This window comes from Streptococcus sp. Marseille-Q6379 (assembly GCF_965119505.1).
Genome location: NZ_CBCPLV010000001.1, coordinates 33822 through 56264, shown reverse-complemented (window position 1 = coordinate 56264; position 22443 = coordinate 33822). Strand labels below are relative to the sequence as shown.

At 42.7% G+C, this 22443-nt stretch carries 21 protein-coding genes; 4 read left to right on the top strand and 17 right to left on the bottom strand.

Translation table 11 applies throughout. The annotated features are described in order from the left end of the window. Positions 1-6: 6 nt before the first annotated feature. The 4 genes from ruvA to ACWPVZ_RS00310 all read right to left on the bottom strand — a co-directional run bounded on the left by ruvA (position 7) and on the right by ACWPVZ_RS00310 (position 3401). A complete protein-coding gene (ruvA, locus tag ACWPVZ_RS00325) occupies positions 7-597 on the bottom strand; it encodes a Holliday junction branch migration protein RuvA (RefSeq protein WP_037599413.1) in 591 nt (196 codons plus the stop codon). Between the two features lie 157 nt (positions 598-754). Further along, positions 755-976 carry a hypothetical protein gene (locus ACWPVZ_RS00320; protein ID WP_037597288.1) on the bottom strand — a complete coding sequence of 74 codons (222 nt, stop codon included), beginning with the start codon at positions 974-976 and terminating at the stop codon, positions 755-757. A 130-nt stretch (positions 977-1106) separates the two neighbouring features. Next, positions 1107-3044: a DNA mismatch repair endonuclease MutL gene (mutL, locus tag ACWPVZ_RS00315; protein ID WP_454380464.1), complete on the bottom strand. Its 1938-nt coding sequence runs from the start codon at positions 3042-3044 to the stop codon at positions 1107-1109. Between the two features lie 51 nt (positions 3045-3095). After that, complete coding sequence (locus ACWPVZ_RS00310; RefSeq protein ID WP_037603797.1) at positions 3096-3401, bottom strand: hypothetical protein; 306 nt, start codon at positions 3399-3401, stop codon at positions 3096-3098. Between the two features lie 178 nt (positions 3402-3579). Between ACWPVZ_RS00310 and ACWPVZ_RS00305 the strand changes: the two genes are divergently transcribed. Together ACWPVZ_RS00305 and ACWPVZ_RS00300 are read left to right on the top strand one after the other, a co-directional pair. Next, positions 3580-4017 carry a LytTR family DNA-binding domain-containing protein gene (locus ACWPVZ_RS00305; protein ID WP_013989911.1) on the top strand — a complete coding sequence of 146 codons (438 nt, stop codon included), beginning with the start codon at positions 3580-3582 and terminating at the stop codon, positions 4015-4017. Further along, positions 4014-4469 carry a DUF3021 domain-containing protein gene (locus ACWPVZ_RS00300; RefSeq protein WP_060972120.1) on the top strand — a complete coding sequence of 152 codons (456 nt, stop codon included), beginning with the start codon at positions 4014-4016 and terminating at the stop codon, positions 4467-4469. Before ACWPVZ_RS00305 ends, ACWPVZ_RS00300 begins: the two co-directional genes overlap by 4 nt. Before the next feature lie 33 nt (positions 4470-4502). Here ACWPVZ_RS00300 and mutS read toward each other — a convergent pair whose 3' ends face one another. The 3 genes from mutS to argR are packed head-to-tail and all read right to left on the bottom strand — an operon-like array spanning position 4503 to position 7841. Then, entirely contained in the window at positions 4503-7034 is a 2532-nt protein-coding gene (mutS, locus tag ACWPVZ_RS00295; protein WP_414341418.1) for a DNA mismatch repair protein MutS, read from the bottom strand. 19 nt (positions 7035-7053) lie between these two features. Then, complete coding sequence (locus ACWPVZ_RS00290; RefSeq protein WP_195414023.1) at positions 7054-7413, bottom strand: YlbF family regulator; 360 nt, start codon at positions 7411-7413, stop codon at positions 7054-7056. Continuing rightward, positions 7413-7841, bottom strand: a complete 429-nt coding sequence (gene argR / locus ACWPVZ_RS00285) for an arginine repressor (protein ID WP_171963598.1) — start codon at positions 7839-7841, stop codon at positions 7413-7415. Before argR ends, ACWPVZ_RS00290 begins: the two co-directional genes overlap by 1 nt. A gap of 154 nt (positions 7842-7995) precedes the next feature. Here argR and argS point away from each other — a divergent pair, with 154 nt between their 5' ends. Continuing rightward, entirely contained in the window at positions 7996-9687 is a 1692-nt protein-coding gene (gene argS, locus ACWPVZ_RS00280) for an arginine--tRNA ligase (protein WP_414341409.1), read from the top strand. 875 nt (positions 9688-10562) lie between these two features. On the opposite strand, the gene purB is transcribed toward argS, so the two are convergent. The 6 genes from purB to purD all read right to left on the bottom strand — a co-directional run bounded on the left by purB (position 10563) and on the right by purD (position 16234). After that, entirely contained in the window at positions 10563-11861 is a 1299-nt protein-coding gene (gene purB / locus ACWPVZ_RS00275) for an adenylosuccinate lyase (RefSeq protein ID WP_414341407.1), read from the bottom strand. 276 nt (positions 11862-12137) lie between these two features. Then, positions 12138-12365, bottom strand: coding sequence for a phosphoribosylaminoimidazole carboxylase (locus tag ACWPVZ_RS00270; RefSeq protein WP_070840195.1), 228 nt, complete (start codon positions 12363-12365; stop codon positions 12138-12140). An 8-nt stretch (positions 12366-12373) separates the two neighbouring features. Then, on the bottom strand, positions 12374-13324 hold the full coding sequence (locus ACWPVZ_RS00265; protein WP_414341406.1) for a ketopantoate reductase family protein: 951 nt from the start codon (positions 13322-13324) through the stop codon (positions 12374-12376). Further along, a complete protein-coding gene (gene purK / locus ACWPVZ_RS00260; protein ID WP_347106079.1) occupies positions 13325-14416 on the bottom strand; it encodes a 5-(carboxyamino)imidazole ribonucleotide synthase in 1092 nt (363 codons plus the stop codon). Then, the gene (gene purE, locus ACWPVZ_RS00255; protein ID WP_002888598.1) at positions 14403-14894 is read right to left on the bottom strand and encodes a 5-(carboxyamino)imidazole ribonucleotide mutase; all 492 of its coding nucleotides are present in this window, start codon (positions 14892-14894) and stop codon (positions 14403-14405) included. Before purE ends, purK begins: the two co-directional genes overlap by 14 nt. 77 nt (positions 14895-14971) lie before the next feature. Then, positions 14972-16234: a phosphoribosylamine--glycine ligase gene (gene purD, locus ACWPVZ_RS00250; protein WP_414341404.1), complete on the bottom strand. Its 1263-nt coding sequence runs from the start codon at positions 16232-16234 to the stop codon at positions 14972-14974. A 307-nt stretch (positions 16235-16541) separates the two neighbouring features. Here purD and ACWPVZ_RS00245 point away from each other — a divergent pair, with 307 nt between their 5' ends. Next, complete coding sequence (locus ACWPVZ_RS00245) at positions 16542-17381, top strand: CHAP domain-containing protein (RefSeq protein WP_414341402.1); 840 nt, start codon at positions 16542-16544, stop codon at positions 17379-17381. Positions 17382-17574: 193 nt separating this feature from the next. Here the strand turns inward: ACWPVZ_RS00245 and purH are convergent, their stop codons facing one another. The 4 genes from purH to purF all read right to left on the bottom strand — a co-directional run bounded on the left by purH (position 17575) and on the right by purF (position 22424). Beyond that, a complete protein-coding gene (gene purH / locus ACWPVZ_RS00240) occupies positions 17575-19122 on the bottom strand; it encodes a bifunctional phosphoribosylaminoimidazolecarboxamide formyltransferase/IMP cyclohydrolase (protein WP_454380458.1) in 1548 nt (515 codons plus the stop codon). Positions 19123-19197: 75 nt separating this feature from the next. After that, a complete protein-coding gene (purN, locus tag ACWPVZ_RS00235) occupies positions 19198-19752 on the bottom strand; it encodes a phosphoribosylglycinamide formyltransferase (RefSeq protein WP_414341398.1) in 555 nt (184 codons plus the stop codon). Beyond that, entirely contained in the window at positions 19752-20774 is a 1023-nt protein-coding gene (purM, locus tag ACWPVZ_RS00230; RefSeq protein ID WP_008536319.1) for a phosphoribosylformylglycinamidine cyclo-ligase, read from the bottom strand. Before purM ends, purN begins: the two co-directional genes overlap by 1 nt. A 210-nt stretch (positions 20775-20984) precedes the next feature. Then, the gene (gene purF / locus ACWPVZ_RS00225; RefSeq protein WP_002889568.1) at positions 20985-22424 is read right to left on the bottom strand and encodes an amidophosphoribosyltransferase; all 1440 of its coding nucleotides are present in this window, start codon (positions 22422-22424) and stop codon (positions 20985-20987) included. Positions 22425-22443: the final 19 nt, after the last annotated feature.

Sequence of the window (22443 nt, the reverse complement as noted above, 5' to 3'; positions counted from 1 at the left end):
CTTACCTCATTTCATCAACATTTTAAGAGCTGATTTAATGTATTGCTCTGCCGTTTCATTAGTTCCTTCGAAGAAGGCTTTGATTTTCTTAAGTTCTGCAGCTTTATAACCAAGAGCAAGCAAAGCTTCCATAGCCTCATCCAACTGATGATTTCCTTCAGGTTGACTTGGTGTCGTCTTGGTCGTTTCTGTTGGTAACTCTGCAAATTTCCCTGCCAAGTCCAAAACCATTTGCTGGGCTGTCTTTTTACCAATCTTTGGAAACTTCATCAAGTACTTGATGTCACTATTATCAATGGCAGCCACCAAGCCTTGATTATCATCTACAGCAACAATGGCTAGAGCAGTCGTCGGACCTATTCCAGAAACTGAAATAAGCTTAAGGAAGACTTCTTTTTCATCTTCAGTATGGAAACCAAAAAGAAGGTGGGCGTCATCCCTAATAACCTGATGAAGGTAGACTTGGATAGTCTGATTCATCTGGTCAGAAAAACTATATGGGTTCGCTACAGTGACAATATAACCTAGGCCGTTTGCTTCTATAACAATATACTTGGCAGTAATTTTCACTAGAGTTCCCTTGATGTAATCATACATAGCGTGTGATTTCCTTTCTCGTTCGTATCTTCAATGGATTGCTTTGTTATTTTATACTTATAAGATAATTGTCTTGAGTGTTTATTTTGTCATCTCAAGCACTGCTGTACTATTGTAACAAAAAATCCACTCGAAAGTGGATTATGTTTGCTCTATTTTAAGGATGACTACTCGTCTTTAAAGTATCTGTAATCATCTTCAAGCCTAATAGAATATATGTTACAACGCCTAAAGTAAAGGCAATGCTAGAAACATTTACTAGGGCATTCTCCAAACTTGGTCGACCTAACCAAGCCAAAATATAGAAAATCAAGCTAGTCGCTAAAAATGTTAAGCCAACAAGTAAAAAGTGTTTATTAGTTTTTGTTAGGTGTCTCATCACTCTACCTCCTAACTTAAAAATCAGTCAATCATCCTACAATGATGTGCTAAAACATTAGAAAATCCCTTGTCTTCACCACTATTATAAATCTAACATTCCTATTCGTAAAGTAAGACGAAAAAAAGTTTTAATACTTCCCTAGGTCACGTAGACTGGTATGATTTTCTTGAATTCGACGGAACATTTTTTCCATATCAGATTTTGTAAAGTTGACAAGTACAGGACGTCCGTGGGGGCAATTATAGGGGTTTTTACACTGTGCAAGCTGTACTAGAAGGTCACGCGCAGAGTAATCATCAAGAGCATGATTGGCCTTGATTGAACGTTTACAACTCATCATGATGGCTAACTCTGCACGGTAGGTCTTGACAGACACTTCATTCGTCAAAAGAAGCATGTCGCACATCTCATAGACTGCAGATTCAATCTCTTCTTCCTTCATCCAGATAGGATGTTCACGAAGAATAAAGGTGTTATTCCCATAAGGCTCCAAATAGATACCAACCTGGTTAAGAAGAGGCATTTTTTCTTGTAAACTAATGTAATCTGCCCCTGAAAATTCAAAGAGATAGGGAACCAAAAGCTGCTGTAAACTACTGTCAACCTCACCAATCTTTTCGCGATAGTACTCATACTTGACACGTTCTTGGGCAGCATGCTGGTCAATGATGTAAAGTCCACCTTGTCCTTGAGCAAAGAGATAGGTTCCATGCATTTGACCAAAAAACTCCAACTCAGGGAAGGTTGATGTTTCCTCATTGTCCAGATTTTCAAGCATGCGCTTCATTTTCGACTTGTTTTTATAATCAAGTTTTTCGTGTTCACTATCACTTTCATCTGCTGAACGTTGTGCTTGTTTAACAGAAGGTTGCGGTTTGTTTTCTACCGATGAAAATGGAGACTCTGACACGAGTGGTTTGATATCCTCTTGGACTGTCTCTGGTTTGACAAAGAAATCATTACGACTGCTATCATAATAAAGATTGGTTTGTTTGAGTGGAAGACTGGTTTGAACCGGCTTAGTTGCACCTCTGGTACTTGACTTGGCTAGATTTTCAAGGGCATCTGGAATTAAATCCTGCTCTTTAAGACTTTGAGCAATGGCAGAGCTGATAAGAGCCATGAGCTCTTTTTCTTTAGAGATACGTACTTCCTGCTTTGTTGGGTGAACATTGACATCAGCCAAGTAGGGATCAATCTGAATATCAATAACCGCAATAGGGAAGCGCCCTACCATGAGTTTAGAACCATAACCATCAAAAATAGCACGGTTAAGTAGAAAGTTTTTTATATAACGTCCGTTAATGAGAATCGTGATGTAGTTACGATTCGCACGAGTTAATTCAGGAAGGCTGACATAGCCAGAAACTTCAAAATCAAGGTCAGAATTTGAAATTTCCACCATTTTTTTAGCCGTTGTCAAACCATAAATCCCGGCAATAGCTTGACGGAGGTCTCCAGTACCTGAGGTCTGTGTCAACTGACGACCGTCATTAAGCAAGGTGAAGGCAACCTCAGGATGAGCTAGACTCAGACGATTGACAACATCGACAATATGAGCCAACTCAGCCTGTAAACTCTTCATATACTTGAGACGAGCTGGGGTGTTATAAAATAAATTTTCAACGGTAATCTTTGTTCCAACTGGTGTTGAAATAGGATCCTGACTCTCAATTTCCCCACCTTTGGCAACCAGTTTAGTCCCATAGGCTTCTCCATCAGCCGCCGTCACAATGGTAAGATGACTGATAGAAGCTATTGATGGCAGGGCCTCACCTCGAAAACCAAGAGTTCGAATACGAAAGAGGTCTCCTTGATTTTTGATTTTACTTGTTGCATGACGGCGCAAACTCATGGCTACGTCAGCTTGAGCCATTCCTTCGCCATTGTCTGTAATTTGAATTTTTGAGAGGCCTGATTCTTCAACTTCAATAGTAATCTGGGTGCTGCCTGCATCAATAGCATTTTCCACCAGCTCTTTAACTACACTAGCTGGTCGCTCTACGACCTCTCCAGCAGCAATCTGATTGGCTAGAACTTCAGGCAATTCGATGATTTTTGGCATAATTATTTTTTCTCCCTTCTAAAAGGTTGATACATTCACTGGTGCTGACTGTTACTTATGCTTACTATAAAGCCACAACTCACACACAACTGTTAGCCAAGATAAGGCTGTGGCTATAACAATCATATCCCCATGACGAAGGTTGAACCAAATGAGCCCAGAAAAAATCAAGAGGTAGATGATTTGGAAAATCCATTGGTAGGTTTTAGGCGAGCTTGTAGAATCCATAAACTGCTTAACAAAGAAATAAAGCAAGAGCAGGTTCAGTGTTAGTGCCTTTTCAAAAGGTGTAAAAAAACTCAAAATCAGACTGCAGGCAAGAAAAATTCCTGCTAACCATTTCATTATAGATTTCATGTGATTACCTCGTCAGTACGTTTTCATTAAGTATAGGGGTTTTCTAAAATATTTTCAACCACTTAGACACCATATGGGACCACATAGACAAACGCTATTGCTGTGGACTAGTAAATAGTGTTTAATAAAGGTGTGAAAGGGAGGAGGCCTCCTCAATTACAAACAAGAAAGGATAGTTATGAAAATAAAAGTTCAGATTGACTCGGTATTTCAAGAAGAGACGTTGCAGATTCAGGCACCTAGTCGGACGCCAAAGATTCAGCAAGTCGTCGAGTTTGTCGAAAGTTTGGATGACAACCACCGACTCAAAGGAAAAAAAGATGGAGAAACTTATCTTATCGAACCCAAAGCTATTTCCAGAATTTACATCGAAAATCGACAAGTTCTAGCTGAAACTATTCAAGGAGAGTACCCCTTAGGCTTACGTCTCTATCAAGTTTTAGAAAAACTGCCATCTTACTTTATCAAAATTTCACAATCAGAGATTGTCAACCTCAAAGAAATTGAACGCTTCAACATCACCCCTAACGGCCTCGTAGAAATTCACCTTAAAAACAAGGAAACTACCTACTCATCACGCCGTTACCTCAAAGCAATAAAGGAGAAATTACAATGAAAAAACAATTTTTTAAATCAGGCACAAGTGGCATCCTTATTGGATTAGCTGTATCTATGATTATGTCCCTTATCTGGGCACCAAGCTACATGCCTCTAAATCCTCACTCAGCCATTGGACAATGGATGACGTCACATCAGGTTCACGGATCTATAGTATTGGCCTACTGCCTCATCACTTGGTTTGCTATCGGTATTCTTTTTGAAATCGCTAGTTATATTTTCCGTAAAGCTGAATGGAGTTTGCTTCGTGCAACCCTCACTCACTACGCCTTGACCTGTCTAGGTTTCATTCCACTAGCTACCCTCAGCGGATGGTTCCCTCTACGTTTAACTTTCTACTTGGAGCTAGTCATTGAATTCAGCCTTATCTATCTCCTCGTTTGGGTCTTCTCTTATTGGAAAATGAAAAAGGATATTGAACAACTCAACCAAGAATTGAAACACCTATAAAAGACAAGAAGCCTGTCAATTGACAAGCTTCTTTTATAGTTTCTGTTTTAAATCTGCTACAGCCATCATGACCTGCATAGGTGTCATGTTGTAAATATCTAAATCACGCAACTCTTGAAGAACTGGATTTTCAGTAAAATCATCAAAGAGAGAGATTTGCTCGTTGACATGCGTTTCTGTGGCAGATTTCTCTTGAGGCGATACCTTTTCCTGAGGTTGGATGGTAACTGTATCGCCCTCTAGTTGTGTCAAGATGGTGTCAGCACGTTCCAGTAAATCTGCTGGTAAACCTGCAATCTTAGCTACATGAATACCATAAGATTTGTCGGCTGGTCCATCGACAATCTTGTGAAGGAAAGTCACTTCACCGTCCTTTTCAAGTGTCGCCACATGAACGTTTACAAGGTGTGTCAAACTGTTTGACAGGGCTGTCAACTCATGATAATGGGTAGCAAACATGGTCTTAGCCCCCACCTTGTCATGAATAAACTCAATAATAGACTGAGCTAAGGCCATACCATCATAGGTAGCTGTCCCACGTCCCAACTCATCAAAAATAATCAAGGAATTAGGTGTCGCCCGCTTAATGGCCTGATTAGCCTCCATCATCTCAACCATGAAGGTCGACTGACCTGAAATCAGATCATCTGCAGCACCAATACGTGTATAGATAGCATCAAAAACTGGCAAGTCAATACTATCTGCTGGCACGTAAGACCCCATCTGAGCCATAACTACTGACAAGGCTAACTGACGCATATAGGTGGATTTACCACTCATATTTGGTCCTGTGATGAGCTGAATATTGGTCTGACTGTCAAAGGTAATGGTGTTTGGAATGTATTCTTGAACGCCCATAACCTTCTCAACCACTGCATGACGGCCTTGATCAATAACAATACGATGCTCATCATTGAACACAGGACGAACATAATGATTAGTCTCTGCTACAACAGCTAGACTCTGAAGCACATCGACTGTCGCAATAGCCTTAGCCAAAGATTGCAAACGGTCAATATAGCGTTCAACCTGCTCACGGACACGCATGAAAATATCATATTCCAGCGTTGATGATTTTTCACGCGCCTCAAGCATTTCACCTTCTATCTTAGCCAACTCAGCAGTTCCAAAGCGCTCTGAATTTTTCAGGGTTGCCTTGCGGAAGAAATGGTCAGGAACCAAGCTAAGGTTAGAGTTGGTCACATGGAAGTAATAACCATCTTTACGGTTATAATCAATCTTTAGTGTTGTAATACCAGACGCTTCACGTTCCTTGGCTTCGATATCTGCGATCCATGAGGTTCCCTCACTCATCACCTTGCGATACTTGTCCAAGGTCTCATCAAAACCAGCACGGATAATGCCACCTTCTGTAATGGTTGCAGGGGCATCAGGATCAATAGCCGACCGAATCAAACTCTCTAATTCTGGCAGAGCATCTAACTCTTGTAAAAGACGTGACAAGGCATCGTCATTAAAAGACTCCAAAATCGCCTTAATCACCGGTACTTGAGCCAAAGTATGACATAGCTGAATCAAATCTTTTGGATTAGCCTTGCCAAAGGAAACACGACTGGCCAGGCGCTCAATATCGTAAACACCTTTTAGACTCTCAGTCAAGTCACTACGCTCAAAGAAATTGTCCAAGAAAACTTGGATAATATTCTGACGCTCGGTGATAGTGGCTTGATTCACTAAAGGACGATCAATCCAAGTTCGCAAGAGACGCATTCCCATAGCTGTCTTGGTTTCATCCAAGAGCCAGAAAAGAGATCCGTGTTTCTTGCCCGTTCTAGCATTTTCAAGTAAATCCAAACTTGACTTGGTCGCATAGGACATCTGCAAGTAATCCTTAATCTCATAGTGCTGAGCCTTTTGTAAATGACTAAGCTCACGCATCTGAGTACGGTGCACATACTGGAGAAGTTTACCAGCCACACTGCTTTCCAAATCTGTCAAGCTAGTGTCAATCAAGTGGACATCATCGTAAACCTCTGTTTCCTTGGAGAGAAGCAGGTTGAGTTGCTTCACCAAAACTTGTTCATCAGCTTCAGGTAAATCATACCCAACGACTACTTCACGTGCCTTAAGATTCTGAATTTCACTGCAAACTGAACTAAAATCATCCAACTCTGTCGCAAAAAATTCACCCGTTGACACATCCATATAGGCCAGTCCGAATCGACTTCCAGCCTTGTCAATGGCTACTAAGAAATTGTTGGCATTATCAGGTTTAGAGCTGTCAACCACTGTCCCTGGCGTGATAACCTGAACTACCTCACGCTTAACCACGCCAACAGCCTGTTTAGGGTCCTCCATCTGCTCAGCAATGGCTACTTTGTAGCCCATCTCAACCAAGACATCAATATATGCTTGAGCCGAATGATAAGGAACACCTGCCATAGGAATGGGATTATCTGCGTTCTTATTACGACTGGTTAGGCTAATTTCCAAAATTTGAGCAGCCTTAACGGCATCATCGTAAAATAATTCGTAAAAATCCCCCATCCGAAACAGCAAAAAAGCATCTGGATAATTTTCCTTGATATCCAAATACTGCTGCATTCCTGGAGATATTTTTTCCTTAGCCATGTCTTAACTCCTCGTTAATCTTTTCTTCGATAGACTTGGTCACATATTGAATCAAGTCACTGGCATCCTGCATCTTTTGACGGTAATCCTGAACAATGGGCAAATTTTCCAACTCATTCTGAATCAAATCTGCCTGCTCACCTGCCTCCTCATAGGCACGTTGTTTCTCAATTTTTTGAAAAAGCACCGCTTCTTGTTGATAGGCCTTCATCTGTCCAGCCAGATAACTAATCTGAGGAATCTGTCCAATAGCTTTCTCAGCCTCTTGAAAAGCAAGAACCGCCTCATGGTTTTTGAGGAGGTCGATTAACTCTTCTTTGGCTTTTTGGAAATTCTGATGAGGAGTCTTCATCAGTGAAACTCACTTTCCAATCTTTCAGCAACCACTGCGTCCTTACAGATTACCAATAGGGTATCTGCGCCAGCAACGGTTCCTAAAATTTCAGGATTGCCGTCACTATCAATCAGGTTAGCCAAAACATCTGCTTCACCCAATTCTGTATGGAGAACCAGCATAAACTGGGCACGGGAAACTGATTTGACATAGTCCTTAACCGTAGGATCCAAACTTGAAAGCACATGCTCAGACAAACTATAGTAAAGTTTACCTTCCTCATCACGAAGCTTCAACAGGCCAATCTCACGCAAATCACGTGACAAGGTAGCCTGTGTAACCGTGATACCTTCCGCCTCTAGGCGTTGCTTAATTTCCTCTTGTGTCCCAATCTTATCTCTTGAAATCATCTGTTTGATAACAGCTTGACGATCTCTCTTCATTATCTTTCCTCTTTTTATGTATATTCCTTGCATATTATAACAGAATTTTTGTATTTTTTCATGAAATACTTCTTGAGAGATACTTTCTTGTCCCTACCCTATTAACTAAAATAATGGTAAAATAGGTATGAATGACAAGATTTGAAATGGAGTACCTATGAATACTAAAGAACTCATTGCAGCAGAAATTGGCAAAGTTGTTCCCGAATTGGAACAAGAAAACATTCAAAATCTGCTTGAAACCCCTAAAAATGCTGACATGGGAGACCTTGCCTTCCCTGCCTTCTCATTGGCAAAAGTCTTACGCAAGGCTCCTCAAATGATTGCAGCAGACATCGCTGAAAAAATTGATGCTTCAAACTTTGAAAAAGTTGAAGCTGTTGGTCCTTACATCAACTTCTTCCTTGATAAATCAAAAATCTCGGCGGACGTTCTTGGACAAGTCATCGCTCAAGGCAGCCACTACGCTGACCAAAACATCGGTCACGGACGTAACATTGCCTTTGATATGTCTAGTCCTAACATCGCTAAACCTTTCTCTATCGGTCACTTGCGTTCAACAGTTATCGCTGACGCTCTTGCCAACATCGTAGCTAAACAAGGCTACAAACCAGTCCGCATCAATCACTTGGGTGACTGGGGTAAACAGTTTGGTATGCTGATTGTTGCCTATAAGAAATGGGGTAGCGAGGAAGCTGTCAAAGCCAACCCTATCAATGAACTCCTTCAACTTTATGTGCGTATCAATGCCGAAGCTGAAAAAGACCCATCTGTAGATGAAGAAGCTCGTGAATGGTTCCGTAAATTGGAGGCTGGTGACGAGGAAGCAACTGCCCTCTGGCAATGGTTCCGTGACGAAAGCTTAGTAGAATTCAACCGTCTCTATGATGAACTTGGTGTTTCATTTGATAGCTACAACGGTGAAGCTTTCTACAATGATAAGATGGATGAAGTCGTTGACATCTTGACAGAAAAAGGACTTCTCCAAGAATCTCAAGGTGCCCAAGTGGTTAACCTTGAAAAATACGGTATCGAACACCCAGCCCTTATCAAAAAATCAGATGGTGCAACTCTTTACATCACACGTGACTTGGCTGCTGCCCTCTACCGTAAACGTACTTACGACTTTGCCAAAGCCATCTATGTAGTTGGTAATGAACAATCTGCCCACTTCAAACAGTTGAAAGCTGTTCTTAAAGAAATGGGTTACGACTGGTCTGACGACATGACTCACGTTGCCTTTGGTCTAGTAACTAAGAACGGTAAGAAATTGTCAACTCGTAAGGGTAACGTTATCTTACTTGAGCCAACTATCGCTGAAGCTGTTAACCGTGCTCAAGCTCAAATCGAAGCTAAGAATCCAAACTTGCCTAACAAGGAAGCTGTTGCCCACGCTGTTGGTGTCGGAGCTATCAAGTTCTACGACCTTAAAACAGACCGCATGAATGGTTATGACTTCGACCTTGATGCCATGGTATCCTTCGAGGGGGAAACTGGACCTTACGTACAGTATGCACACGCTCGTATCCAATCTATCTTGCGCAAGGCTGACTTCACACCATCTTCAGATGCCACATACAGCCTAAACGACGTTGAAAGCTGGGAAATCATCAAACTTATCCAAGACTTCCCACGTATCATCAACCGTGCATCAGACAACTTTGAACCATCTATCGTTGCTAAATTTGCTATCAGCTTGGCCCAAGCCTTTAACAAATACTATGCCCATACACGTATCTTGGACGAAAGCCCAGAACGTGACAGCCGTTTGGCTCTTTGCTACGCAACAGCAACAGTCCTCAAAGAAGTCCTTCGCCTTCTCGGTGTTGAAGCTCCAGACGAGATGTAATCTATACTTAAAACGCCTAAGGGCGTTTTTTAATTGCCAAAAAAAGAACCCAACACATGATGTTGAGCTCTTTTGGAGATTATGAAAAAGAAAAGTTCGTTGTTCTACAAAAAGTGTAAGCCAACGAGACTTACTGAACAAAGTTCAGTAAAAGTTATTTAGGAGACTTAAAGTATAACCTCCCTACCTTAAAGAAACCTTAAATCGCAGAAAAAAATCCCCAAAGGGATTTTCACAGCAGCCCAGAGACCACTGAAAAGATACGATTGTACAGGCTTTCCAACCTCTTCTTCCTAATCCTCCAAGGTGACCGCTTGTCCAATAGAATCTTTATATAACTATATTACCTTGTTTTGGAAGGGTTTTCAAGTATTTTCTTAAAATATCCTAATAAAACCTCAAAAATAAGAAAAAAGCCTAGATTTCTAGACTTTCTTCGGGGAGATTTGTTATGAAAAAATTATGTTTACCTCTAGCTCACAAAAGCTAGTTGCTTTATTAGGATGATTATAATGTATTTTAATAAGCTTAAAGGTAGCTTAAGAAATTATTATCTTACATCACTTTTTAAAATAATAAGCAAAATAAGTAACAGTAAGGAACCACTAGGAATATCCATATCTAAAAACCAAGAGGGGGCTTTGATACTTCCAAGATCATTCATGATGCGGATGATATTATAAGCAATACTTACTATTAAGAGACTAAGTTCCGGTAAACAGTTAAATCGTCCTTTTAAGATGGCTAACTTCTCCTTCCCGACAGTTTTCTAGCGATGACTCTATTATAAGGCTGAAAAGAGAACAAAACTAGTGACATAAATGTCACCATAAAAAAAAGCAGGTCTGCCCTGCTTTTTTACTGTATTGCTTCAATTAGTCACCCAAACCGATGCGTTCGAAGATCTCATCCACACGTTTAGTGTAGTACACTGGGTTGAAGATTTCGTCGATTTCTTCTTGAGTGAGGCGAGAAGTTACCTCTGAATCTGCTTCAAGAAGTGGTTTGAAGTCTACTTGGTTATCCCATGATTGAGCTGTCTTTGGTTGAACAAGGTCGTAAGCTTGCTCACGTGTCATGCCTTTTTCAATCAAAGTCAACATCGCACGTTGGCTGAAGATGAGACCAAAGGTTGAATTCATGTTACGGATCATGTTTTCTGGGAAGACTGTCAAGTTCTTGACAATATTTCCAAAACGGTTAAGCATGTAGTCAATCAAGATAGTTGTGTCTGGTGTGATGATGCGCTCAGCTGATGAGTGAGAGATGTCACGTTCGTGCCAAAGAGCAACATTTTCATAGGCTGTGACCATGTGACCACGGATAACACGCGCAAGACCTGTCATGTTTTCAGAACCGATTGGGTTACGTTTGTGAGGCATTGCTGAAGACCCTTTTTGACCTTTGGCAAAGAACTCTTCCACTTCACGTTGTTCAGATTTTTGCAGACCACGAATTTCAGTTGCCATACGCTCGATCGAAGTTGCGATGCTGGCAAGAACTGCAAAGTACTCAGCGTGAAGGTCACGAGGAAGGACCTGTGTAGAGATTTCTTGAGCACGAATACCCAATTTATCGCAGACGTATTTTTCAACGAATGGTGGGATGTTGGCAAAGTTACCAACCGCACCAGAAATCTTACCAGCTTCCACACCAGCAGCCGCATGCTCGAAACGCTCGATGTTACGTTTCATTTCGCTGTACCAAGTGGCCAATTTAAGACCAAAAGTTGTAGGCTCAGCGTGCACACCATGAGTACGACCCATCATGATCGTGAACTTGTGTTCTTTCGCTTTGTCAGCGATGATGTTAAGGAAGTTTTCAAGGTCCTTGCGGATGATATCGTTGGCTTGTTTGTAGAGATAACCATAGGCAGTATCTACCACGTCAGTAGAAGTCAAACCATAGTGAACCCACTTACGCTCTTCACCAAGCGTTTCAGAAACCGCACGTGTGAAGGCAACCACATCGTGACGAGTTTGCTGCTCGATTTCCAAAATACGGTCGATGTCAAAGTCCGCTTTTTCACGAATCAAAGCCACATCTTCCTTAGGGATTTCCCCCAACTCAGCCCATGCTTCATCAGCCAAGATTTCCACCTCAAGCCAAGCACGGTATTTATTTTCTTCAGTCCAAATGTTCGCCATTTCAGGGCGAGAGTAACGTTCGATCATAATTAAGATATTAAGGGCGTTAAGCGGACACAGTCAAAATAGGAGTTTAGACGAAGAAGCGTCAGCTTCTAGGAAAAACTGTCTTTTTGACCAAGTCCGTAGCCCGTATTCAGTTAAAGAATACGATGCCCTTGTTCCTTTCTTTTTTGTTTATTTAATTCTATCAAAGATTGGACGTTTGAGCTCAAATTAATGGGATCCTATGTCCACTTCTTTTTAGTTTTATATGCAATATTCTTTTGATATTTCACATCAGCTAAGCAACCGATGGAAATCTTATTCAAATTCTTCTTTCCCAATCCACACTGATGGATAGTGATCCAGTGTATTCAAATCAGTATCAATCGGCAAATCATAGATAGCTAAATAGTTTTCAGGATATTGAGCAATCAACTCTTCATACTTAGCTCTCACTTTTTCGTGATTGCTACTAGCATACAAGACTTCGACGACTGCTCCAGTCTTATCTTTTTCAACAAATGCATTAACGATGAGTTGAATCATAAAACCTCCTAAATCGAAATGCCCTTCATATTTACTTCCAGAATAGGCATCTTCACACCTAACTCCTGACCGGTCTGATAAACACTTTGACAACAGTAGAAGATGTCCTGTTTATCATTGTGCAAGGTCATAATTTTTCGTGTCAGCTCATTTTTCGCAAACATGACTTTCATGGCTTTTCCTGCAATCCAAGCGGGAATTTTGTATGGCAATAGTTCTGCTTTGTAAAGCTTCAAATTCACACCACGCGCTTCTACGACTTTCAAAGCTTCTCGAATGGCCTTGATAGCCAATGATAATTCCGACAAACTATTCATCAAGTTCAAAGCCAATTCTTCTGGGTTTTCCAGATTCCCTGAACGTGCAGCTGTCGAAGTAACACCTGCATTAATCGCCATATGAATCCAAATCCACTCGACCATATCATGAGGCACTTCCCACTTCAAATCTGCAGAAGTCAGTAAATCCGTCAAATCAGCATAGTTAGAAATGTGTGCTTTTTGCTCACCTTCTAGCATTAAATGGTCAAACAAGACGCCATCTAAATGGTTCTCCTGCATATGACCACCCGCTGTCGGAAAAGCCAGAATATAGTCGTAATCTCCTGCCCACTCTTGGACCTCTTTTCGAGTATTCCAGAAATTGCAGAAGAAAACGAGAGTGCCTTTGATATTATTTTTTCGCAAGGTTTCCACAGCTTCTTTGACAAACCCATGACGCACACTCAGAAAAATAAAATCATATTCCGAATCAGCTTCTGCCACACGAACCTCATAGGTGTCGTGTTTGTTCTCACCTTTGGAATGATAGCGGCCATCTAGCAGATCAACCGACAACTCCTTGGGAGCATTGTTTTTCTTACTATCTCTCAGTACGTGTTCCACTTGATGACCTGCTTTTTGAAAAGCATAGGCATAAGTAGTCCCGATCACTCCAAGTCCTAGAATCGCTATTTTCACTTAAAAATCAATCCCTTTCCCAAACTCAACCACACTGTCTGGTTCATCACTAAACAAAGTCACATGCCCCATTTTGCGGTTGTGCTTCGCTTCTAGTTTACCATACATGTGGAGGTGGGCGCTTGGATTTTCTGTGACATAACGCTCAGCTGCTTCGACGTGTTGGCCGAGGACGTTGAGCATGACAGCAGGTGCATGAAGGTGGATTGCTGGAAGTGGTGCTCCGAGAACACCCAAGATATGCGTGTCAAACTGTGAAAAGTCGCAAGCTTCGATTGAGTAGTGCCCTGAATTGTGTGGACGTGGGGCAATTTCGTTGACGATGATGTCATCAGCTGTCGCAAACATTTCCACACAGAGGGTACCAGAAAGGTTAAGTTGCTCAGCAATCTTCACTGCCATAGCTTTAGCTTTCTCAGCTAGACTATCAGAAATGCGGGCAGGCACGATAGTTTTAGAGAGGATGTTGTTGCGATGGATATTTTCCTGAACTGGGAAAACCGTCACATCCTTGCCGTTACCAGACACGATGACCGAAATCTCGAGGTCGAAGTTGACGAACTCTTCCAATACACACTCGGCTGAGTTAGCAAGGGCATTTGCCTCTTCCAAATCGTCGGCTGACGTGATGACTTTTTGACCGTGGCCATCGTAACCGCCTGTCGCAGTCTTGAGGACGTATTTTTTAGAAAGGTCAATATCTTCCAAATCAAGGCTAGATGTCACGACCTTATAAGGTGCAACGGTCACTTGAGCCTTGTTTGAGAGAAAGTCCTTTTCAAAGATACGGTTTTGTGAAATACGAAGCAGGTCTGTCCCTTGTGGAAGCTGACCGTCTTTGATAACAGCGTCAAGGCCGTCAGCGTCGACATTTTCAAATTCATAAGTGAGAACATCACAGCGGTCTGCCAATTGACGAAGGGCTTCTACTTCGTTATAAGGTGCCACGATGATTTCCGCCACACGAGAGGCCGGACAATCCGCTGCTGGATCTAGAGCGATAACCTTGTGCCCCATGTAGATAGCAGAAATGGCCATCATCTGCCCCAGCTGGCCACCACCGATGATTCCAATGGTTTTAGTTGAGCTCATTTGTAGACTCCTCTGCGATTTTTCCTTGTTCTTCAGCAAAGTTAGCAAGCGCATCTGCAATGGCCTTGTCTTCTACTGAGAGGAGACGGAGGGCAAAGAGGGCAGCATTGGTAGCTCCTGATTCACCGATAGCCATGGTTGCGACTGGCACACCACCTGGCATCTGAACGATAGAATAAAGCGAATCCACACCGCTAAGAGCACGTGATTTGACGGGCACACCAATGACTGGAAGGGTTGTTTTAGCAGCAACCATCCCTGGCAAGTGAGCAGCGCCACCAGCACCTGCGATGATGACCTTGATGCCACGGCTACGTGCTTCTTCCGCATGTTTGAACATGAGGTCCGGTGTACGGTGTGCGGAAACAACTTTCTTTTCGTAAGCGACGCCGAAGTTGTCGAGAACTTCAGCAGCTTTTTGCATGGTTGCCCAGTCGGATTTTGAGCCCATGATAATGGAAATTACTGGTTTAGTCATAATTTTTCCTTTTCTTTTTTGATAATGGTCTTAGTTTGGCTCGCTTTCGCTCGCCTTTTACGACCTACGGTCTCTGATTATTTGTTAGCCTTGCTACCGATATCCGTACGGTAGAAGAGGCCTTCTGTGTTTTGTTTGTTGAGTTCGTTGTAGATGATGTTTTGGCCGTCTTTGACGGTGTCTGCTGTTGTGACCAACATGTAAACACGTCCTCCGTTTGAGAGGAGGTCTTGGCCATTTTCAGCAAATTTAGCTCCAGCATAGTAAGTGATGATGTCACCCTCTGTCTTGGCCGGCAACTTAACACCTTTTTCATAATCCAATGGGTAGCCGTTTGAGGCTACAACCACACCAAGTGTCACACCCTTATCCGTCCAAGCGATAGTTGGCTCTTTGCCATCCAAAATATCAGTAATATTTTGCGCAAAGTCAGATGTCAAACGAGGCAAGATGATTTGCGTTTCAGGATCGCCAAAACGTGAGTTGAACTCGATGACTTTAGGGCCGTCAGCTGTCAAGATAAGACCGGCGTAAAGGACACCCGTGTAAGGACGACCTTCTTTGATCATACCTTCAAGGACTGGCTTGACAATGGTGTCAACCGCTGTGTCAACCACGCTCTGTGGCAAGTGAGGAACCGGCGCATAGGCACCCATCCCACCAGTGTTAGGGCCCTTGTCCCCATCATAAGCACGTTTGTGGTCCTGAGCCGTTGGCATAATGTAGAATTTATCTCCATTGACAAAGGCAAAGAGAGAAAACTCTTCCCCGTCAAGAAATTCCTCGATGACCACTCGCGCACCTGAATCACCGAATTTATTGTCCAAAAGCATCTCGTGAGTAGCTTCGACGGCTTGCTCAACCGTCTCCGCAACGACGACACCTTTACCTAGGGCCAAGCCGTCTGCCTTGACGACGATTGGAGCGCCTTTTTCCTCGATGTAGGCCTTGGCTTCCTCGAAATCTGAAAATGTGCCATAGGCTGCTGTCGGAACGTCGTATTTGACCATGATTTCCTTAGCAAAATCCTTAGACCATTCCAGCTCAGCCGCAGCCTTGGTCGGACCAAATGCTTTGAGTCCTACCGCATTGAAATCATCCACGATTCCAGCAGCAAGCGCATCATCCGGACCGATAAAGGTCCAAGCAATATCGTTCGCTTTTGCAAAGTCAATCAGCTTAGAATGTTCGGAAATTCCGATATTGATCAAATCAAGACCGTCCAATGTCATCCCGTCATTACCAGGAGCCACGAAAACTTGCTCAACGTCTTTAGACTCCAATAATTTCTTGGCAATCGCATGTTCACGACCACCAGAACCAACAACCAAAAGTTTCATTTGAAAGATACCTCAATATCAAATAAGACTAGGGGCAAATGCCCGTTAACGACAATCATTCGGAAAAATTAGCAATTTTCACGAATTATACATAACCATTATAACATATTTGTTCGGAGATATGGGTGTGTATCCAAATTTGGACATTAAAAAAGGCGGCCACTTGGACCACCTCTTGGGAGATTATGAAAATGAAAAAAGTTATTTAGGATTAATGATAGTATAGTCTAAACAGCTTAAGGGAGGCTTAAACGCAAAAATATCTTCATTTTCCTGAAAAACTGCGAATAGGTAGGTGGAGGTTAAAATGAAGAAAAAATTACTAAATTGTCTCTTACCGCTAGCTTGTCTAGCGACTGTATCGGTTTCGTGTGGCAGCTCTGCTCAGGCGGCTGTCCTCGGAGATGACTACCCATCCTCTTGGAAATTTGGGGGCTTCGGCGTTGATCCTTGGACTATGTACTGGCGTCAGTGTACGTCCTTTGCGGCCTATCGCCTCAGTAATACCAATGGTTTCACCTTACCAGTAGGTTATGGTAATGCCATCACTTGGGGCAGTATCGCACGTGCCAATGGTCACCGTGTGGACATGAATCCTGCTGTGGGGAGCATCGCCTGGTTCTCAGCTGGTGTCAATGGAGCTGGTCATATGGGGCATGTCGCTTGGGTTGCGGAAGTTCATGGTGATCAGGTGACCATTGAAGAGTACAACTACGATGCGGGACAAGGGCCTGAGAAATACCACAAACGTAGCTTCCATAAGAGTCAAGTGTCTGGCTATATCCATTTTAAAGACATCGATTCAGGAGCTCAAAATGGAAATCCTACTACCCCTTCTATCAAAGTTGGCGATACGGTTCGCTTCACAGGAACCTTCCGTGTCACGTCTGTGTCAGGAAATACCATCACCAGCCAAGACCTAGCAGGGGGCACACCAACCAAACACAATATCGTTGATCCTGGGCCCGTTCTTGAAGTTGATGGACAAGGCAATCCAACATCAGACCAGTACCTCAATCCTGGTGAGACCTTTACTATTCCAGGTAACTTCAAAGTTCTTGCAATTGACCCACCAAGCGATGGTGTCCTCGTCCAAATCGGAAATCGCAAGACTTGGGTAACCCAGTCTGTTCTTGAAAAGGTTTAAATCTATTGAACAATCGTGAGAACGGTTGTTTTTTTTTCATGCACCGAAATAAAAAAGCCCAGCCAGTGCTGAGCTCTTAGGAGATTTATGAAAAAGAAAAGTTTTTTAGGATGGTATTAGTATAGCTTGGGTAGCTTAAAGGAAACTTAAGGCATCAAAAAAACATCCAATTTCTTGGATGTTTTGCAAATTCTTAATGACGGAAGTGACGAACACCTGTAAAGATCATTGTCAAACCATGTTTATCAGCCGCTTCGATTGACTCTTGGTCACGGACTGAACCACCCGGTTGGATGATGGCTTTAATACCTGCTTTAGCGATTTCTTCCACATTATCTGCAAATGGGAAGAAGGCATCTGAAGCAAGAACAGCACCATCAAGACGGTCTTTAGCTTGCTCAATGGCGATACGGACTGAAGCCACACGGTTAGATTGACCAGGGCCAACACCAAGTGTCATGTGGTCGTTATTCACGATGATACCATTTGATTTGACGTACTTGATAGCTTTCCAAGCAAACTCAAGGGCTGTCGCCTCTGTTTCAGTTGGTTGACGTTTAGTAACCACTTGCCAGTCAGCTGGGCTTTCTTTAACAACGTCTTGGTTTTGAACGAGAAGTCCACCGACAACACCAGTGTATTCTGCTTCCACTTCGCTAGCATCTTGAGCGTCAAATGGCAACTCAAGGATACGCAAGTTTTTCTTCTTGGTAGTCAAGATTTCAAGCGCTTCATCTGTATAGCTTGGTGCAATGATGATTTCAAGGAAAACACCATGCATTTTCTTAGCTGTCGCAGCATCTACCTCACGGTTGAGGACTACAATACCACCAAAGATTGACACTGGGTCAGCTTCATAAGCGTAGTCCCAAGCTGTTTCAATGTCATCAGCTTGACCGATACCACATGGGTTCATGTGTTTGAGAGCCACAACTGTTGGACGGTCTTTGAAATCACGGATGATACGGATAGCAGCATCAGCATCACGGATATTATTGAATGACAATTCTTTACCGTTAAGTTGTTTAGCTGAAGCAATTGAGTAAGCCGTTGGCAAACCTTTTTGGTAGAAGTCTGCGTCTTGTTGCGGGTTTTCACCGTAACGCATTGGTTGCTTGAGGTCATAAGTCAAAGTGAGTTTTTCAGGTTTTGTTTCACCCACTTGAGCTGTGAAGTATTCCGCAATCAAAGCGTCGTATGAAGCTGTGTGACGGTATACTTTCGCTGCCAAACGTTGGCGAGTTTCGTAGCTTGTTTCGCCGTTTGCTGACAATTCATCAAGAACAACAGCATAGTCAGCAGGGTCTACAACAACTGTCACGCTAGCATGGTTTTTAGCTGCTGAACGAAGCATTGATGGACCACCGATATCGATGTTTTCAACTGCGTCAGCGTAAGTTACGTCTGGTTTGAGAATAGTTTCCTTGAATGGATAAAGGTTTACCACAACAAGGTCAATCAATTCGATATTATTGTCCTTAGCCGCTTGAAGGTGGCTATCGAGGTCACGACGAGCGAGGAGACCACCGTGGATATTTGGGTGAAGGGTCTTAACACGTCCGTCCATCATTTCTGGGAAACCAGTCACATCGTCGATGGCGATAGTGTCTACCCCAGCATTGTCAAGGGCAACTTTAGTACCACCTGTTGAGATGATGTCCCAACCTAGTTTTTTGAGTTCTTGGGCAAATTCAACGATGCCCGCTTTATCTGAGACTGAAATAAGTGCTCGTTTAGTCATTTTCTTTCTTTTCCTTTTTTAAAAAAGTTCTTTATCTGCTACAGTCGAAAATTTTCTTTCAGCTCTAGCACTTCCTTATTTTCGTGCAACGCCCAAACTATCCAACACTTCTGGATAGAGCTTGTACTCTGTTTCGTGGATGCGAGCTTCGAAAGTATCAAGGGTATCACCTTCAAGGCGTGGCACACGGACTTGTTTGATAACCTTACCAGTGTCCACACCAGAATCCACCCAGTGAATAGTTACGCCAGACTGGTCAACACCCGCATTCCAAGCATCCTCAATACCATGAGCCCCTGGAAATTCAGGGAGATAAGCCGGGTGAATATTGATAATACGGCCTTCATAAGCTGCTAGCAAGGTTGGGCCGACGATTTTCATATAACCGGCCAAACAAACCAAATCAATCTGGTGATCATCCAAGAGTTTGACGATAGCCTCTTCATAAGCCGCTTTATTGTCAAATTCCTTGAGTTCAAAGGCATGGCTAACCACATTAAGATTCTTGGCACGTTCCAAGACATAGGCATTACGGTGATCTGAAAAAACAAATTCTACTGGAAATTGTTCCGCAATCACCTGAAAGTTTGAGCCGTTGCCAGAGGCAAAAACAGCAATCTTTTTAGCCATTATTTAATCACCACACTTGCGCCATCTTTCTTCACAATACGACCGATTTCATAAACAGGTTCGTCAAGAAGTTCTTTGACACGTTCCACATTTTCCGGTTTAACCGCAAGCATGAGACCAATACCCATGTTGAAGATTTCAAACATTTCTTCGTGTTTGATTTGGCCATATTTTTCAAGAGCTTTGAAAATTGGAAGAACTGGGACTTTGCTTTCGTCAATTTCAGCAGCCAAGTCATCTGAGAACATACGTGGTACATTTTCGATGAACCCACCACCTGTGATGTGGGCAATACCGTTAACCAACTCTTCTTTGATCAATGGCAAAGCTGCTTTGACGTAGATACGAGTTGGTTCAAGAAGAACGTCTTTAAGTTTTTTGCCTTCAAGTTCTGGAAGAACTTCTTCACCTGTGTAATCAGCAAAGACACGACGCACGAGTGAGTAACCATTTGAATGGATACCACTTGAAGCAAGTCCAAGAAGCACGTCACCTTCAGCCACTTTTGATCCGTCGATGATTTGAGATTTTTCTGCGATACCTACCGCGAAACCTGCTAAATCATAGTCGTCTTCACCATACATACCAGGCATTTCAGCAGTTTCACCACCAATGAGGGCAGCACCAGCTTGCACACAACCTTCAGCAACACCAGCAACGACTTGTTCCAATTTAGCTGGTTCATTTTTACCAGTTGCTACGTAGTCAAGGAAGTAAAGGGGCTCAGCACCTGCAGCGATGATATCGTTAACACACATAGCTACACAGTCTTGACCGATAGTATCGTGTTTATCGTACTTGATAGCAAGCATGAGTTTAGTACCGACACCATCTGTACCTGAAATCAAAACGGGCTCTTTGACACCTGTTTTTGAAAGGTCAAACATACCACCGAAGCCACCGAGAGCTCCCATGACACCTGCACGCTCTGTACGGGCAACGTGTTTTTTGATACGTTCAACAACTTCATAACCTGCTTCAACGTCCACACCCGATTGGGCATACGCATTTTTATTTGTCATTTGTTTATTCCTTTTCTTTTTTCGAGAAAAATTGCGACGTATTTTTAGATAAACCATCTTTTTATCTAAAAATACTAGTCAGGTCTCCAGCTTTGGCCCCATAGGGCAAAGCGTCTACTGACAAATGCTTTAGCTTTTAGTCAGTAGTGAGACGTGGTGCGTAAGCATTCTTAGACATAATTTTTTCCTCTTTTTTCTTCTGCACTGCTCTTAATAGAAAGAAGTGTGTTCTTTCAAACTTTCCAAATAGCGTTCTTCGTAGTCATACAATGGTGTTGGATATTTACCATCAAAGTAAGCCACACAAAGGCCACCGTTTGGTGCATCTGTATCAATTCCAATAGAATCAATCAAGCCATCAATTGATAAGTAAGTCAAGCTATCCGCGCCAATGATTTCGCGTGTTTCCTCAACTGTATGATTGGCCGCAATCAATTCCTTACGTGTTTGAATATCGATACCGTAGAAACATGGATAGGCAAGGGCTGGACTACCGATTGCTACGTGAACCTCTGTTGCTCCTGCTTCTTTTAGCAAATTAACGATACGACGTGAGGTCGTCCCACGTACAATAGAATCGTCAATCATAACCACACGTTTGCCTTTAACAACACCTGATACGGCAGAGAGCTTCATACGAACCCCTTGCTCACGTAATTCTTGTGTTGGTTGGATAAAGGTACGTTGAGTGTATTGGTTTTTAATCAAGCCCATTTCATTTGGCAAGCCTGATTCTTCGGCAAATCCCATGGCTGCGCTAAGTGATGAATTAGGCACACCAACTACAATATCTGCTTCATGTTTGAATTCACGTGCCAATTGAGCACCCATACGTTTACGAGCTGTATGGACATTGACCCCTTGGATATTTGAATCAGGACGAGCAAAGTAAATATACTCCATTGAGCAAACAGCCAATTGGGTGTCCGTTGTATAGTTATCGTAAGTAATGCCATTATCATCGATGATAACAACCTCACCTGGATTCACATCGCGAATCCACTCTGCTCCAACCACTTCAAAGGCACAGGTTTCAGATGAAACCACAATAGCTCCATTGGCCATCTTACCAATAGAAAGGGGACGGAAACCATTTGGATCCAAGGCTGCAATGAGCTTGTCCTCAAGCATGAGGAGGTAAGCAAATCCACCTTTAACAGTGTTCAAGGCTTCTTTCACCTTACCCATGAAGGATGGGTTATGGCTACGACGAATCAAGTGGGCCAAAATTTCTGAGTCAGAAGTCGAGTTAAAGATTGCACCATTTTTTTCCAACTCACGTCTAAGTGACTCTGCATTAGTCAAGTTCCCGTTGTGGGCAAGTCCAAACTGATTGTCATAAAACTTAAACAAGAAAGGTTGAATATTGTCTACAGAAGCTTCACCAGCAGTCGCATAACGAACATGACCGATAGCAGCCGTTCCAGTTAGCTTGTCCAAGTTGGCTGGATCACGGAAAACTTCTGAGAGAAGCCCCATATCACGATGACGCTTCAATTGACCCGCATCATTTGAGAGAATTCCTGCTCCCTCTTGACCACGGTGTTGGAGACTGTGAAGTCCGAAATAAGTTAATTTGGCAGCATCTGGGTGACCCCAGATACCAAAAACACCACATTCTTCATTAAGAGATTTAACTTCGTATGTCATTTTTTATACCTTTTATTTT

Excerpts from the sequence above, each read along its gene's own strand:
- ruvA (WP_037599413.1), bottom strand. The coding sequence starts at position 597 with ATGTATGATTACATCAAGGGAACTCTAGTGAAAATTACTGCCAAGTAT.
- ACWPVZ_RS00320 (WP_037597288.1), bottom strand. The coding sequence starts at position 976 with ATGAGACACCTAACAAAAACTAATAAACACTTTTTACTTGTTGGCTTA.
- mutL (WP_454380464.1), bottom strand. The coding sequence starts at position 3,044 with ATGCCAAAAATCATCGAATTGCCTGAAGTTCTAGCCAATCAGATTGCT.
- ACWPVZ_RS00310 (WP_037603797.1), bottom strand. The coding sequence starts at position 3,401 with ATGAAATCTATAATGAAATGGTTAGCAGGAATTTTTCTTGCCTGCAGT.
- ACWPVZ_RS00305 (WP_013989911.1), top strand. The coding sequence starts at position 3,580 with ATGAAAATAAAAGTTCAGATTGACTCGGTATTTCAAGAAGAGACGTTG.
- ACWPVZ_RS00300 (WP_060972120.1), top strand. The coding sequence starts at position 4,014 with ATGAAAAAACAATTTTTTAAATCAGGCACAAGTGGCATCCTTATTGGA.
- mutS (WP_414341418.1), bottom strand. The coding sequence starts at position 7,034 with ATGCAGCAGTATTTGGATATCAAGGAAAATTATCCAGATGCTTTTTTG.
- ACWPVZ_RS00290 (WP_195414023.1), bottom strand. The coding sequence starts at position 7,413 with ATGAAGACTCCTCATCAGAATTTCCAAAAAGCCAAAGAAGAGTTAATC.
- argS (WP_414341409.1), top strand. The coding sequence starts at position 7,996 with ATGAATACTAAAGAACTCATTGCAGCAGAAATTGGCAAAGTTGTTCCC.
- purB (WP_414341407.1), bottom strand. The coding sequence starts at position 11,861 with ATGATCGAACGTTACTCTCGCCCTGAAATGGCGAACATTTGGACTGAA.
- ACWPVZ_RS00270 (WP_070840195.1), bottom strand. The coding sequence starts at position 12,365 with ATGATTCAACTCATCGTTAATGCATTTGTTGAAAAAGATAAGACTGGA.
- purK (WP_347106079.1), bottom strand. The coding sequence starts at position 14,416 with ATGAGCTCAACTAAAACCATTGGAATCATCGGTGGTGGCCAGCTGGGG.
- purE (WP_002888598.1), bottom strand. The coding sequence starts at position 14,894 with ATGACTAAACCAGTAATTTCCATTATCATGGGCTCAAAATCCGACTGG.
- purD (WP_414341404.1), bottom strand. The coding sequence starts at position 16,234 with ATGAAACTTTTGGTTGTTGGTTCTGGTGGTCGTGAACATGCGATTGCC.
- ACWPVZ_RS00245 (WP_414341402.1), top strand. The coding sequence starts at position 16,542 with ATGAAGAAAAAATTACTAAATTGTCTCTTACCGCTAGCTTGTCTAGCG.
- purH (WP_454380458.1), bottom strand. The coding sequence starts at position 19,122 with ATGACTAAACGAGCACTTATTTCAGTCTCAGATAAAGCGGGCATCGTT.
- purN (WP_414341398.1), bottom strand. The coding sequence starts at position 19,752 with ATGGCTAAAAAGATTGCTGTTTTTGCCTCTGGCAACGGCTCAAACTTT.
- purM (WP_008536319.1), bottom strand. The coding sequence starts at position 20,774 with ATGACAAATAAAAATGCGTATGCCCAATCGGGTGTGGACGTTGAAGCA.
- purF (WP_002889568.1), bottom strand. The coding sequence starts at position 22,424 with ATGACATACGAAGTTAAATCTCTTAATGAAGAATGTGGTGTTTTTGGT.